The sequence below is a fragment of the Micromonospora sp. NPDC005257 genome, from assembly GCF_042872445.1.
Taxonomy (GTDB): Bacteria; Actinomycetota; Actinomycetes; order Mycobacteriales; family Micromonosporaceae; genus Micromonospora.
Genome location: NZ_JBIAKL010000003.1, coordinates 378,958 through 392,292 on the forward strand (window position 1 = coordinate 378,958; position 13,335 = coordinate 392,292).

Below are 13,335 nucleotides of genomic sequence, written 5' to 3' on the forward strand. Positions count from 1 at the left end.
GGCCGCCCCACGCCGCTGCGCGCCCCCGGAGCCGTCGCCCGCCGTCACCAGCGGTTGCGGGCCTCCTCGGCCCAGCCGGTCAGGCCGTCCAGGTCCACACGCTCGCCGTCGTCGGTGGCCGCCCAGCCGGTGAAGTGCCCGAAGCACTGATGCGTCTCCCCGGCCAGCACGAGCAGGTTGGTACGCGCCACCCGCTCGTGGAACGGGTGAAACGTCACGTCCACCCGGTCGCCGGTGATCCGCCACGGCCGAAGCCAGTCGGCCCGGTCGTACGACCAGGTCAGGTCAGCGCCGATCTTGTGCAGCCGCCCGTCCACGAAGACGGCGTTCTCGGTCGAGCCGGTGCCGTCGGTCCACTTGCCGCCGAGCTGGATCGACCGGCCCGGTCCGCTGCCGGCCGCCCAGTTCCACCGCACCGCGTACCGCCACTTGCCCCGGCCGTGGTCGAGCGCCGCGTACGACCCCTCCCCCACCGGGTACGCCGTGCCGTCGGCGGTGATCGTGCCGTGCACCGGCCGGCCGATGTCCTTGACCGTGTACTGGAACCGGCGGGTGCTCCACGGCACCACCACGCCCAGCGACTCGTGCCCCGGCGGCAGCGGCACGGTCAGGTCCACCTCGACACCGGGCGCGCCGGCCCGCACCGTACTGCCGTCCGGGCCCTGGTCCACGGCGATGGCGAGCTTCCCGCCCCGGGCCCGGACCGGTCCGGCGCCGCTGACCGGAGGCAGCGCCGTGCCCCGGGCCAGCGGCACCACCGCCTCCGCCGTCGTCTCCCGACCGGTGGCCCGGTCGAGCAGGTAGAGGCTCTGCACCCCGGCGTAGTCCAGCGACGACGCGACCAGGCCGAGGATGTGCGTCGGGGTGACCACGCCCCAGTGCTCCCACCGCTTGGCCCGGCCCCAGCCGCGCAGGTTCGCCCGGTGCAGGGGCCGGCGGCTCCAGCCGACCGCGTCCGGGTTCAACCGCCCGTCCGGCCGGCACAGGTCGACCGGCTCGGTGATCTCCCGCTCATGCGTCATCGCCGCAGGTTACCGGCGACGACGCGGGCCCGGCGGGCGGCCTGGGCGGCCCGGCGGCCGTCCCGCCGGGCCGTCGCGTCAGCGTCCCTGCTTGGCGCGGCAGATCTCCACCGGCACCGCCGGGGCGCCGTCGACCGGAGCCGGGTCCTCCGGCGTGGGCGCGATGCCGCCGGCCGAGATCCGGTCCAGCGTGGCCAGCCCGGCCGCGTCGACCTGGCCGAACACCGTGTAGTTGGGGCGCAGCGCCGAGTCGGCCTGGACCAGGAAGAACTGGCTGCCGTTGGTGTCCGGGCCGGCGTTGGCCATGGCGAGGGTGCCGCGCGCGTACAGGCGGCGTACACCGGTCGGGTCGGTCGGCGCGGGCGGCAGGTCGGTGGGCAGCTCGTCGCGGTAGCGGTAGCCCGGGCCGCCCTCGCCGGTGCCGGACGGGTCGCCGCACTGGAGCACGGTCAGCGTCGGGTACGCGGTGAGCCGGTGGCAGGGCGTCCGGTCGTAGAAGTGCTTGCGGACCAGGTGCAGGAAGCTCTGCACGGTGCACGGCGCCTGTTCGCGGTCCAGCGTCAGCCCGATCGGTCCCTGGTTGGTGCGCAGCGTGACCCGAACGGTGCCCCGGTCCGGCGTGCGGCGCGGGTCCGGCGGCAGCGGCACCGGACGGGCGGCCGGCTCGTCCGGCGTGGGCGTGTACGCACACGGGCCCTTGGTCGGCGCGGGGTCGGCGGGCGGCGCCGCGCTTGCGGCCACACCGGCGCTGGCGACCAGCGCCGCGGCGGCCACGCTCACCCCGGCGAGGCGGGCCAGCAGGGGTAAGGCGGCGTGCGTTCGGGTTTCGCTCGACACGGTGGTCCTCCCTGGACTCGTGGTACCAGAACGACCGGAGTCTATGGAGCGGGTGCGGCGATGTCGACGTGAACGCGTCGCCTGTCGAAAGTCGGTTGCCGCCCCGCGGCCGCCTCCGGGAGGCTGAGCGCATGACGTTCTGACGGACCGCACCCCAGCTCGCAGGCCATCGCCGCCTGCCGTTCCCGCCTCTCTTTCCGCAGAAACGAGCGTCTGTGTCCGCGTACCCCTCCGGGCGGGCCGTCGTGCCCGCCACCGTCTCCGTCTTCTCCTCTCCCGGCAGCTGGATCGAGTCCGCCGCGCTCGACCAGTGCCGTCAGGTCGCCGCCCTGGACGGCATGGCGCACGTGGCCGCCATGCCGGACCTGCACCCCGGCAAGGGCGCGCCGATCGGCGCCGCGATGTCCTCGACGGTGCTCTACCCGTTCCTGGTCGGCTCCGACATCGGCTGCGGCATCGCGGTGTTCCCGATCGCGCTGCGCCGGGCCGTACCGGAACGGCTCGCGGCCCGGTTCCCCGACCTGGACCGGGCGCTCGACCCGGACCGGGACGCCGACGACCCGGCCTGGTCGGTGCTGGACGGCGACGTGCCGGCCGGCCACCTGGACGGCCTCGGCACGGTCGGGCGCGGCAACCACTTCGTCGAGCTGGCCCGCGTCGGGCCGGTCCTCGCGCCGGAGCACGCCGCGCGGCTCGGGCTGGACGCCGGTGACCTGGTGCTCGTGGTGCACTCCGGGTCACGCGGGCTGGGCGAGCGGATCCTGCGCGAGCACACCGAGACGCACGGCGCCGGCCCCGCGCCCGACCCGGACGCCTACCTGGCCCGGCACGACGCGGCCGTGCGGTGGGGTTCGCTCAACCGGCGGCTGCTGGCCGCGCGGGTCGCGTACGCGCTCGGCGCCGAGCCCACCGAACCGGTCGTCGACCAGTGCCACAACCTGGTCGAGATCCGCGACGGACACTACCTGCACCGCAAGGGCGCGGCCCCGGGCGACGGCCGGGACGTGCTGATCGCCGGCACCCGTGGCACGCCCTCCTACCTCGTGGCCGCGCACGCCGGACCGGACGCCGGCTACTCGGTGGCGCACGGCGCCGGGCGCAAGATGTCCCGCGCCGACGCGCTGCGCCGGGGCCGGGCCAGGCACACCGTCGAGGAGCTGCGGCGTACACCGGTCGGCTCGGTGGTGGTGTGCGGCGACCGGCAGTTGCTGTTCGAGGAGGCGCCCACCGCGTACAAGCGCATCGAGCAGGTGATCGGCGACCTGGTGGCGCACGACCTGGCCACGCCGATCACCACCACGGTTCCGCTGGTCACCTACAAGACGCCGGACGCCGGCCGTCGTGACGAGCGCCGGAAGGGTCGGCGGTGACCGAGCTGCTGCTGTCCGCCGGGCGCGGACCCGCCGAGTGCGCGTGGGCCCTCGCCCGGCTGCTGTCCCGCCTGGAGGGCGAGGCGACCCGGCGCGGCCTGCGTACCGACCGGGTCGAGACGGTGCCCGGCGACCGGGCCGGCACCTACCGGTCGGTGCTGCTCCGGATCACCGGCGCCGGGGCGGAGGCGTTCGCGGCCGGGTGGACCGGCACGCTCTGCTGGCAGGCGCCCAGCCCGTACCGGACGGGTCACGGCCGCAAGAACTGGTACGTCACCGCACAGCCCTGCCGGACCGACGTGGTGGTCACGCCGTTCCACGAGGCCGACGTCGAGTTCGTGCCGTGCCGCACCGGCGGGCCGGGCGGTCAGCACCGCAACAAGGCGAGCACAGCCGTCCGGGCCACGCACCGCCCGTCGGGCCGGACGGTGGTGGTGGACACCGAACGGCACCTGCACCTCAACCGCCGGATCGCCGTCGAGCTGCTGCGGCAGCGGATCGCCGACGACGACGAGGCGGCCCGGCGGGCGGGCGTCGACGCCCGCTGGCGCGTCCACGACGACCTCGTGCGCGGCGACCCGGTACGGGTGGAGCGGCCCTGACGCGGCCCGATCCGTCGTCGCTGACCGGTCCGGCTACCGTGGGCGCGGCGACCGGGCGGCCCCGGCCCGCCGACGTGAGGCGCGAGGAGGACGGATGCGACGGAGAAGGACCGGTCTGGTGGCGGCACTGGCGCTCTCGCTCGCCTCCTGCGGCGGGGACGCCGGCACCGATCCCGAGACCTACCTCCGGGACGCGATGCGCGAGGCCGTGTCGATCAAGCAGGAGGCCGGGCAGTTCCCCCGAGGCGTCAGCGATCTGTCGATCGGGGACTACGACGGCGTCGGCGTCGTCACGTTCGTCACGAACAACGACGCGTCGTCGCTCTGCGTGCAACTGTCGGTGCCGGACGCCAGGTACAGCGTGTACTCCGACGACCCCGGCCAGGTCACCGAGGGCGCCTGCGACATGGACCGCGTCCAGTGAACGGGCTGGTGCGGCGCTTCCGCGCCGTGGTCGCGATGTGGATCTTCGTCGGCGGGGGCGGGTTCCTGCTGGCCGGCCTCCTCGGCCTGGCCCTGCTGACCCAGACGGGTCCGTTCGCGGCCGCGTCGACCTTCTCCGCCGACGCCGAGTTCGCCCCCGGCGCGGAGATCAAGGTGAGTGACACCGGCGTACGTCCCGGCAACATCCTGATCCTCGCCACCCCGGCCACTGTGGACCCGGCGACCGTCCGGTGCACCGCGAAGAGCCGGGTCTACACCACCGGCGAGCAGCGGAGCAAGGAGCTGACCGGGGCCCGGCCCGAGGGGACCGCGGCGGTGATGCGCGACCGCGGCGACGAGTTCACTCCGGTGCTGGTCACCGGCGGGCTCACCTGGATGGAGACCGACTTCGTGAGCTGCACCGGTGACGGCGCGGAGGCGTTCGCGCTGACCACCGCCAAGGGCATCCAGACTGACAGCTTCCGGCTCGCCACCGGACTGCTGCTCATGCTGCTCGCACCGGTGTTGGCCGGTCTCGGCTGCCTCGCGCTGTACCTCACCCGGAAGTGGAACCGGGAGGCGCGGCTAGGCGGCGGATCGACGAACTGGCCCTACCGGTGACCGGGACGCGCCTGCACGTCGGCTGTGCCATGTGGACGCACAGATCCTGGTCCGGCCGCTTCCTGCCGCACCCGCTGCCCGCGCACGAGCGGCTGCGCGCGTACGCCAGGTGGTGCGACGCGGTGGAGGGAAACACCACGTTCTACGCGACCCCGGCCCGGGCGACGGTGGCGTCCTGGGCCGAGCAGACCGGCCCGGGCTTCCGTTTCCTGCCGAAGCTGCCGAAGGTGGTCACCCACGAGCGCCGGCTCACCGGCGGCGAGGCGGAACTGCGGGCGTTCCTGCACGCGATCGAGCCGTTCGGCCACCGGGCGGACTCGCTCTGGATCCAGTTGCCCGGCTCGTTCGGCCCCGGTGACGTGCCCGACCTCGACCGGTTCCTGCGCACGCTGCCCACCACCCACAGGTACGCCGTCGAGGTCCGCCACCCCGCCTTCTTCACCGAGCCCGGTGCGGCACACGCGCTGGAGGCGACGCTGCACCGCGCCGGCGCCGAATGGATCCCGTTCGACACCACAGCGTTCTTCCGGACGCCGCCGACGAGCGACGCGGAACGGGAGGCGTGGACGCGCAAACCGCGCCTGCCGCTGCGCACCCGGGCGCTGACCGACCGGCCGATCGTGCGCTACCTGGGCCGCGACGACCCGGCCCGCACCGTCGAGGGCTGGCAGCCGTGGCTGGACGTGGTGACCGGCTGGCTGCGCGAGGGCCGCTCGCCGACAGTGTTCGTGCACACGCCGGACAACGCGGACGCCCTCGAGCTGGCCCGCCGCTTCCACGACCAGGTCCGCGCGCGGGTGCCCGGGCTCGCGCCGCTGCCGGAACCGGAGCCGGTCGGCCCGGCCACGCTGTTCTGAGCGCCGGACGGGATCGCCCGGTCAGCCCGGACGGCCGCCCTCGGGCGGGGGCACCCGGTCGTCGTACACGCCGGACGGTCCCGCGTACCGCTCGCCGCGCAGGAACGGCAGCGGGTTCGGGGTGCAGCCGTGCAGGCCGAGCGTCTGCTGCTGCATCACCGGCGCCGGCCGGCCCCGCCCCGGGCAGCGTTCGTGACCGTGGCCGAGGCGGTGACCGACCTCGTGGTTGACCACGTACCGCCGGTACGCGGCGAGGTCGCTGCCGTAGGCCGGTGCGCCGCGCACCCAGCGGGCCACGTTCACCACCACCCGGCTCCCGTTACGGCAGGACGTGTACCGGTCCGGCCCGCCCTGGCACAGGTCGTCGCGCGTGCCGGGGGTGGCGAGGTGGACGGTGAAGTCGGCGGGTCCGCGTGCGCCGACGCGACGCAGGGTGAGCCGTCCGTCGGTCGTCCAGCCACCCGGGCCGGCGAGGATGGCGGTGACCTGCGCCGCGAACTCGGCCGCCGACAGGCCGGTGATGTCCCGCTCCACCGCCACCCGGTAGCGCATCAGGCGGCCCGTACCCCCGGAGCCGGCCGGCTCGGCGGCGGCGAACCGCCACTTGTTGTCGCCCTCGGCGGGATAGCCGATCGACGCCGGCCGGGCGCGGGCGGGCGCGGCCGTGGTCGCCACCGGTGTGACGGCGGGCGGGCCGGCCGGTGCGGTGGCGGGCTGGTCCGCCGCGGCCGGCACGCAGCCGGCCAGCAACGCCAGCAGGGTGATGGTCGCGCCGCCGCGCGTCCGGTCCACGGTCCCGGTCATCTCGTCTCCCCTCACCGCCCGGTCTCGGGCGCAGCGATGAGGACGGGTGATCCGTCGCGAAAGTTGGTCCGGCGAGGGCTCAACCTTTTGCCCGCCTCGCACGTCCTGGTCGAGGTGAGAGGTGCAGAGGGCCGGCATGGCCCGGGGTGATGCGGAGTTCGTCGAGTTCGCGCGGGCGTCCTCCGCGCGGCTGACGCACGCCGCCTTCCTCATGACCGGCAACCACCACCACGCCGAGGACGCCGCACAGACCGCGCTGGTGCGCACGTACGCGTCCTGGTCCCGGATCCGCAACGGCGACCCGTACGGATACGCCCGGTCGGTGCTGGTGAACCACCTCGTCGACACCTGGCGACGGCCGATCCGCGAATACCCGAGCGACGACCTGCCGGAGCGGCACGGCGGCGACCTGGCCGAGGAGGTGGCCACCCGGCGGTGGCTGGTCACCGCGCTCGGCACACTCACCGCGCGCGAACGCGCCGTCGTCGTCCTACGTCACTACTTCGACCTGCCGGAGGCCCAGGTGGCACGCGAACTCGACGTGTCGGTCGGCACCGTCAAGAGCACCGCGTCCCGGGCGCTGGAGAAGCTGCGCACCGCCGGGCTGGCCGCGCCGCGACCGCGGGAGACGTGCCGGTGACCGAGATGGACGAGCTACGCCGCGCGATGCGGGCGGCCGAGCGGGCCGACGGACTGGACATCGCCGACATCATGCGCCGGGGACGCCGGCTGCGCCGCCGCCGCCGGATCGGCGCCGGAATCGCGGCGGCGGCGGTGATCGCGGTGGTCGTCGGCGTCGACGCCGTGGCGACGCGGCCCGGCCCGCCGCACGCCCCGGCCGGGGAGCCGACCGCCGCCGCGCCCGCCCGCACGGCCTCACCCACGCCGACCGCCGAACCGACCGAGGCGCCGCCGCGACCGCTCGGGACCGTCGTGGGCAGCGGCATCCGGTACGGTGCCGACGAGCGTGTGTTCTTCATGGTCCCGCTCGACGTTCCGGAACTGCCGCGCGTGACGATCGGCCTGGTCGCCGGCCGGCGCACACCGGGCGGGCGCCTGACCTCCGACTTCCTGGTCAACGACGTGTCCGGCAGCGACCGCCGGTCGGGGTTCCACGAGATCGGGTACGACCAGCAGCGGGTGCCCGCCGACGCGCCGGTGCCGACGTTCGGCTACTTCGTCGGCCCGGCGGCACGCATCGTCGGGACGGTCGACGGCCGGCAGGTCGAGGCGAAGCTGGTCCGGTGGAGCGAGGACCCACAGGTGGTGATCTTCTGGTTCGACCCGAGGACGCTCACCCCCGGCACCCCCCTGGACGGCATCACCGCCCACGATCCCCAGAACCGCCGCCTGTAGTCCCCTCCGCCCCCCTCGCCCCGGTGATCAAGGAGCTTGCGGCGGGCAACGGCGGACCGGACTCCACCTCCCGACGATCTTGCACTTTCTGCCCGGGCAGGCCGGACATTCGCGACATCTGCTGGGCCACAAGTGCAAGATCGCGGAGAGCCGGAGAGCCGGAGGGCGGGACGGGTTCGGGAGGGGAGCGGGGTGGGTGTGAGGATCGGGGCATGCGTGCTGTGGTGTTCGAGCAGTTCGGGGTTCGGCCGGAGGTCCGGGAGGTGGACGATCCGGCGCCGGCGCCGGACGGGGTGGTCGTCCGGGTCGGCGCGACCGGCCTGTGCCGCAGTGACTGGCACGGCTGGCAGGGCCACGACCCGGACATCCGCCCGCCGCACGTGCCGGGGCACGAGTTCGCCGGTGTCGTCGTGGCTGTCGGCGCTGACGTACGCGGCTGGCGGTCCGGCGACCGGGTGACCGTGCCGTTCGTCTGCGCGTGCGGGCGGTGTCCCTCGTGCCTGGCCGGCGACCAGCAGGTCTGCGAGCGGCAGACCCAGCCGGGCTTCACCGGATGGGGCTCGTTCGCCGAGTTGGTCGCGGTGCGGCACGCCGACGTCAACCTGGTCCGGCTGCCGGACGAGCTGGACGAGACGGCCGCCGCCGCGCTCGGCTGCCGGTTCGCCACCGCGTTCCGGGCGGTCGTCGCGCAGGGCCGCGTGGCGGCGGGCGAGTGGGTGGCGGTGCACGGCTGCGGGGGCGTCGGCCTGTCCGCCGTCATGGTCGCGGCGGCGAGCGGCGCGCGGGTGGTGGCCGTGGACGTCTCGCCCGCCGCGCTGGAGCTGGCCCGCCGCAGCGGCGCCGCGGTCTGCCTGGACGCGAGCGCGCTCGACGGTCCGGGCGAGGTGGCCGCCGCGATCCGGGACGCCACCGGAGGGGGCGCCCATCTCTCGCTGGACGCGCTGGGCAGTCACGCCACCTGCGTGGCGTCGATCGAGGGCCTGCGCCGGCGCGGCCGGCACGTGCAGGTCGGGCTGCTGCCCGCAGCGCGGGGCCGGCCCGCGCTGCCGATGGACCTGGTGATCGCGTACGAGCTGGAGCTGCGGGGCAGCCACGGCATGCCGGCGCACGCGTACCCGGAGATGCTGCGGCTGGTCACCGCCGGGGTGCTGCGCCCCGCCGAGCTGGTCACCCGCACCATCGACCTGGCCGCCGTGCCGGAGGCACTCGCCACGATGGACCACCCGGCCGGCGCCGGGATGTGCCTGATCCGGCCCTGAGCCAGAGCGGGCCGGCCCGGCGCCGGGAGGACCCGGCGCGGACCGGCCCGCGATGCCCGCCCGTCAGTCGGTGACGGTCACCGTGACGGTACGCGGCGGCTGCTGGTACTGCCCGCGGTTGTCCATGCCGCGGATCGTCACCGTGTACGTGCCGGCCGGGATCACCGGCGACGTGTACGCGAAGTTCGACCCCGGCGATCCCGGGCTGGTGAGGAACGTGGCGATCCACGGCCAGCCGGTCGGCGCGCCCGCCCGGCCGAACGTGCCGGCGGAATTCATGCCCTGACCGGCGCTGTTGCCGATCTGCACCTCGACCTTCTGCATCCCGCCGTCGTCCACCGCCCGGCCGGTGATCACGATCCGGCCGCCGGTGTACGCCTGACCCTCGACCGGCGTGATGCTCGGCTCCAGCGTCGGGTCGGTGTCACCCGGGTAGACGAGGTAGCGGGCGGTGGCGCCGCTTGTCGAGTTGTCCTGCTGGCCCGCGGTGTCCACGGCCCACGCCTCCACGCTGTACGTGCCCCGCGCGGGCAGGTTGATCGAGAGCGTGAACGGGGTGCTCGTCGCACCGGGCGAGGCGAGCGTGGCGTCGACGGTGGCGAACGCGGCGGCCATGGTGCCGTTGGGCTGCACGTACCGGCCGGTGTCCAGGTCGCGCAGTGCGATCCGGACCGCCCGGACGCCCTTGTCGTCGGTGGCGGTGCCGGTCAGGTCCAGGTGCAGCTGGTCGATGTCCTGGTTGGTGCCGGTGAAGCTGAGCAGCCCGTTCGGGAAGGCGTCGCCGGGCACCTGGGCGGTGACCGTGAGCCGGCCCATGTTGTTGCTGGACGTGGTCAGGCCGAGCTTGTCGGTCGCCCGTACCCGGAAGTCGTAGACACCGGGGGTGAGCGGCACCGTGGTGAACGACCAGTCGAACGTCGCGGCGTCGAGGTTGGCCGGCGAGATCCGGTGGTAGCCGGCGATCGAGTCGGCGCCCCACGTGCCGTCGCTGGCGAGGGCCTCGCGGGTGGTGTTGTTGCGCAGGTAGATCTCGACCGACTTCAGGGCGTCGTCGTCACGCGCCGTACCGGAGAACGTGACGGTGCCGCCGGGCGCGACGGTGAACGGCGCGGCGTTGCCCGGCGGGGTCATCGCCACCGGCGAGGTGATCGCCACGGTCGGCGGTACGCCGGTGGCCGAGACGGTCCAGTCCCGGTTGTCGCCGCGCAGGTCACTCTGGCCGGTCGTGTCGACGGCGGTGGCGGTCATCTTCCACTGGCCCTCGGTCGGCAGGGTGACCTCGTACTGCCAGGTGGTGGACGTCGCGCCGATCACGTCCGGCTCGCCCCGGAAGGTGTTGTAGACGGCGGCGACGGTGCCGTCGTCCTGGAGGTACCTGTTGTCCAGGGTGCGGAACGAGTAGATCAGCGAGTTGACGCCCTTGTCGTCGGTGGCGGTGCCGGAGGCCACGAACGTCTGCGTGGCGACCAGGCCCGCCGACGGCGAGCTGATCCGGGTCGTCGGCGGCAGGTCGTCGAAGCGGAACGCCTCGATCTTCTTGACCGCCTTGGTGGTGTCGCCGGCCCCGTTACGGTCGAACGTCTTGGCCTGCAACTGGTAGACCCCGGCCGGCAGCGTCACCGGCAGGCTCCACGTGGTGGAGGTCGCGTTCGGCGCGGCCACAGTCGTGTTGATCGCCTTGAACGCGCCCCAGGTGGTCAGGTCGGCCTGGAGGTACTTGCCGCTGTTGCGATCCTGGATCTCCAGCTGGACCCGGGCCACGCCGGCCGGGGCGAGCGCCTGGCCGCTGATGGTGAACGACTCGCCGGCCGGCTTCACCGCGCCCTCGATCGGCGTGGTGACAGTGGTGTCCAGCGGCGCCGGCGCGGGCTCCTTGGAGAGGTCGAAGAAGGCCACCCGGCCGGTGGTCTTGCCGCCCTTGACGTTGCCGTCGCCGCCGACGAGCAGGCCGCGCGAGGTGGCGAGCATCGCCTTCTCGCCCTCGTAGGAGTTGGAGCCGGGGTTCCACTCCAGCGCGGTGCCGGTGAGCGGGTCGAGCGCGCCGAGGTGGTCGCGGCGGACCACCTGGTCGCCGAGGCCGTAGCCGCTGAGCCCCTGGCCGGTGCCGTAGCCGACGTTGTCCAGGCCGGGCCACGGCACGTTCGAGGTGGGCGACTCCTGCCAGCTGAAGTGCCCGCCGACGTAGACGGCGGTGTCGGTGATCGCCACCGAGTAGATGCTGTCGAAGTGCCGGGAGATCCAGAGCGGCTCGACGTTGTCGTTACCGGTCAGCGGATACGCGATGGCGGTGTCGTTGATCGGCGGACGGTCGCCGCCGGAGCCGCTGGTGACGACGAAGTACGAGTCGTCCGGCGCGATGTCGCCGGCGAAGACCCGCTGGATGCCGCCGACGAAGGAGAGGTTGTCCTCCCACAGCCGGGTACGCCACGGCAGCAGCGCCTTGCCGGCCGTACCGATGAGGGCGACGCCGTAGCGGTCCTGGCCGGCGATCTGGCGGCCCGTGTGCACGACCAGCAGCTTGCTGCGGTCGTGGGTGAGCTTGAGCTGCTGCACGGTGAGCATGCCGCCGACGCCGATGCCGCCGGTGAGCGGCAGGTCGAAGCCGGTGTCGACGGCGCCGGTGGTGGGGTTGAGCGCGGCCAGGCCGCTGCGGCTGACCCCGTTGACGGTGGCGAACTGGCCGCCCACGTAGACGGCGTTGCCGCTGACCGCGAGGGCGGTGGCCCGCGCGTTCGCGGTGGCGGTGAACGCGGCGACCGGCGCGCCGGTGGCCGGGTTCAGCCGGGCGATCTTGCGCTTGGCCACGCCGTTGATCGTGTTGAACGAGCCGGCGATGTAGAGCGACGACCCGTCCGGCGACGCCTCCACCGCGGCGACCGCGCCGTCGATGACCGGCTTGAACCCGGTGTCCACCTTGCCGGTGTCCAGGTTGTACGACGCCAGGGACTTCTGCGCGATCGCGGACCCGCCGACGTTCGCGATCGAGGTGAACGTGCCGGCGATGAAGACGCGGTTGCCGATCACCTCGATGTCGGTGATCTCGCCGTTGGTGATCCGCGGCGTGTCGGTGCGGGGCGTGGTCGGCATCAGCCGGGTGTCCCCGGGGGTGACCAGCGCACGGGTCGCGGTGGTACGCGCGGCGCCGAGCGCGGCGCTGCCGCCCGTCGCCTGGGCGCCGGTCTGGCCGGCCACGCCGGCGTCCCGCACGACGACGGTGCCGGCCAGCGCCGGTACTCCCGCCACCACGACCGCGCCGGCGGCGACCACCGACATCGCGCGAAGCCAAACTCGCATCGAGTCAACTCTCCCTGTCCGCCGGGACGGCCCTCCCGGGTGATTCCCGAGTCCCCTCCGTCCGCGTGCCGGACGTCACCGTAGGAGGCAGAGACCTCTCGCGATACACGCCGCACCGGTAATCGACCGGTCGCCATCAATTCCGGCCACATCGGTGGCCCGCCTCCACCGATCGTGTCACCCGTCCGGCCGTCCGGCCGCCGCGCTCAGGGCGCCTCGCTGCCGCACCCGGCGCCCCCGAACGGCGGCGCGAAGTGCCAGTGGAGCTGCCACCGGAACTCGCGGCCGGTAGAAGTCAGTCGCCCCGTACCCGGGGTTGGCGGTGGTCGGTCAGCCGCAGGCCGACGCCGCGTACCGCCGCGATGGTGACGCCGGTGCCCAGCTCGTCGAGCTTACGGCGCAACCGCTTCACCAGGGACTGCACGTCGGCCCGGCCGTGCGTCGGCGCGTCGCGCCAGACCGCCCGGTGCAGCTCGGCGTAGGTCCACACCCGTGCCGGCTCGGCGGTCAGGCAGGTCAGCAGGTCACGCTCCAGCCGGGTCAGGGCGGTCTCCCGGTCACCCCACCGGGCTGTCGACCGGGCCGCGTCGATCACCAGCGCGCCGTCCGGCGCAGGCCCGGCCGGGGGTACGGGCCGAGCCGGCGCGTCGGCCGGGGCCGGCGCATCCGTCATGATCAGCTCGCGCAGCTCGTCCAGATCGGTGACCATCAGAAGAGGCGCCACGCCGTCCAGCAGCTCGGTCAGCCGCAGCCGTTCGGCGGACGACGGCGTCACGCCGATGACGAGCGAGAAGGGCCGCTCCGGCGGGTCGGTGCCGGAGTCAGCCGCGTTCGTGCCGTCAGTCGTCACCGCGCCCCCACCGTGACAGAAACTGTCAACAGGCCACCCG

The 13,335-nt window shown here is 74.2% G+C and carries 13 protein-coding genes; 8 read left to right on the forward strand and 5 right to left on the reverse strand.

Annotated features, from left to right (window positions below; genetic code table 11):
• Positions 1-44: 44 nt before the first annotated feature.
• Together ACFYO8_RS08570 and ACFYO8_RS08575 are read right to left on the reverse strand one after the other, a co-directional pair.
• Positions 45-1,022: a DUF2804 domain-containing protein gene (locus ACFYO8_RS08570; protein WP_354867474.1), complete on the reverse strand. Its 978-nt coding sequence runs from the start codon at positions 1,020-1,022 to the stop codon at positions 45-47.
• Positions 1,023-1,100: 78 nt separating this feature from the next.
• Positions 1,101-1,859, reverse strand: coding sequence for a peptidylprolyl isomerase (locus tag ACFYO8_RS08575; protein WP_354867477.1), 759 nt, complete (start codon positions 1,857-1,859; stop codon positions 1,101-1,103).
• A 215-nt stretch (positions 1,860-2,074) separates the two neighbouring features.
• Between ACFYO8_RS08575 and ACFYO8_RS08580 the strand changes: the two genes are divergently transcribed.
• The 5 genes from ACFYO8_RS08580 (at position 2,075) to ACFYO8_RS08600 (ending at position 5,732) form a co-directional block, all read left to right on the forward strand.
• Positions 2,075-3,229, forward strand: coding sequence for an RNA ligase RtcB family protein (locus tag ACFYO8_RS08580; RefSeq protein ID WP_354867480.1), 1,155 nt, complete (start codon positions 2,075-2,077; stop codon positions 3,227-3,229).
• The gene (gene prfH / locus ACFYO8_RS08585; RefSeq protein ID WP_354867483.1) at positions 3,226-3,831 is read left to right on the forward strand and encodes a peptide chain release factor H; all 606 of its coding nucleotides are present in this window, start codon (positions 3,226-3,228) and stop codon (positions 3,829-3,831) included. The genes ACFYO8_RS08580 and prfH overlap by 4 nt, the downstream gene beginning before the upstream one ends.
• A gap of 94 nt (positions 3,832-3,925) precedes the next feature.
• Positions 3,926-4,255, forward strand: coding sequence for a hypothetical protein (locus ACFYO8_RS08590; RefSeq protein WP_387256883.1), 330 nt, complete (start codon positions 3,926-3,928; stop codon positions 4,253-4,255).
• Complete coding sequence (locus tag ACFYO8_RS08595) at positions 4,252-4,875, forward strand: hypothetical protein (protein ID WP_387256885.1); 624 nt, start codon at positions 4,252-4,254, stop codon at positions 4,873-4,875. Before ACFYO8_RS08590 ends, ACFYO8_RS08595 begins: the two co-directional genes overlap by 4 nt.
• A 29-nt stretch (positions 4,876-4,904) precedes the next feature.
• On the forward strand, positions 4,905-5,732 hold the full coding sequence (locus ACFYO8_RS08600; RefSeq protein WP_387256922.1) for a DUF72 domain-containing protein: 828 nt from the start codon (positions 4,905-4,907) through the stop codon (positions 5,730-5,732).
• Between the two features lie 21 nt (positions 5,733-5,753).
• Here ACFYO8_RS08600 and ACFYO8_RS08605 read toward each other — a convergent pair whose 3' ends face one another.
• Positions 5,754-6,536 (reverse strand): DUF3152 domain-containing protein, encoded by a 783-nt coding sequence (locus ACFYO8_RS08605; protein ID WP_354867492.1) that lies wholly within the window; start codon positions 6,534-6,536, stop codon positions 5,754-5,756.
• A gap of 136 nt (positions 6,537-6,672) precedes the next feature.
• Here ACFYO8_RS08605 and ACFYO8_RS08610 point away from each other — a divergent pair, with 136 nt between their 5' ends.
• From ACFYO8_RS08610 to ACFYO8_RS08620, 3 genes are all read left to right on the forward strand, one after another.
• Positions 6,673-7,176, forward strand: a complete 504-nt coding sequence (locus tag ACFYO8_RS08610) for a SigE family RNA polymerase sigma factor (protein ID WP_354867494.1) — start codon at positions 6,673-6,675, stop codon at positions 7,174-7,176.
• Positions 7,177-7,181: 5 nt separating this feature from the next.
• Entirely contained in the window at positions 7,182-7,892 is a 711-nt protein-coding gene (locus ACFYO8_RS08615) for a hypothetical protein (RefSeq protein WP_354867623.1), read from the forward strand.
• Between the two features lie 212 nt (positions 7,893-8,104).
• A complete protein-coding gene (locus tag ACFYO8_RS08620) occupies positions 8,105-9,151 on the forward strand; it encodes a zinc-dependent alcohol dehydrogenase family protein (RefSeq protein ID WP_354867497.1) in 1,047 nt (348 codons plus the stop codon).
• 63 nt (positions 9,152-9,214) lie between these two features.
• Here ACFYO8_RS08620 and ACFYO8_RS08625 read toward each other — a convergent pair whose 3' ends face one another.
• Positions 9,215-12,445, reverse strand: a complete 3,231-nt coding sequence (locus tag ACFYO8_RS08625; RefSeq protein ID WP_354867499.1) for an Ig-like domain-containing protein — start codon at positions 12,443-12,445, stop codon at positions 9,215-9,217.
• 295 nt (positions 12,446-12,740) lie between these two features.
• Positions 12,741-13,295: a winged helix-turn-helix domain-containing protein gene (locus ACFYO8_RS08630; protein ID WP_354867502.1), complete on the reverse strand. Its 555-nt coding sequence runs from the start codon at positions 13,293-13,295 to the stop codon at positions 12,741-12,743.
• Between the last annotated feature and the right edge of the window lie 40 nt (positions 13,296-13,335).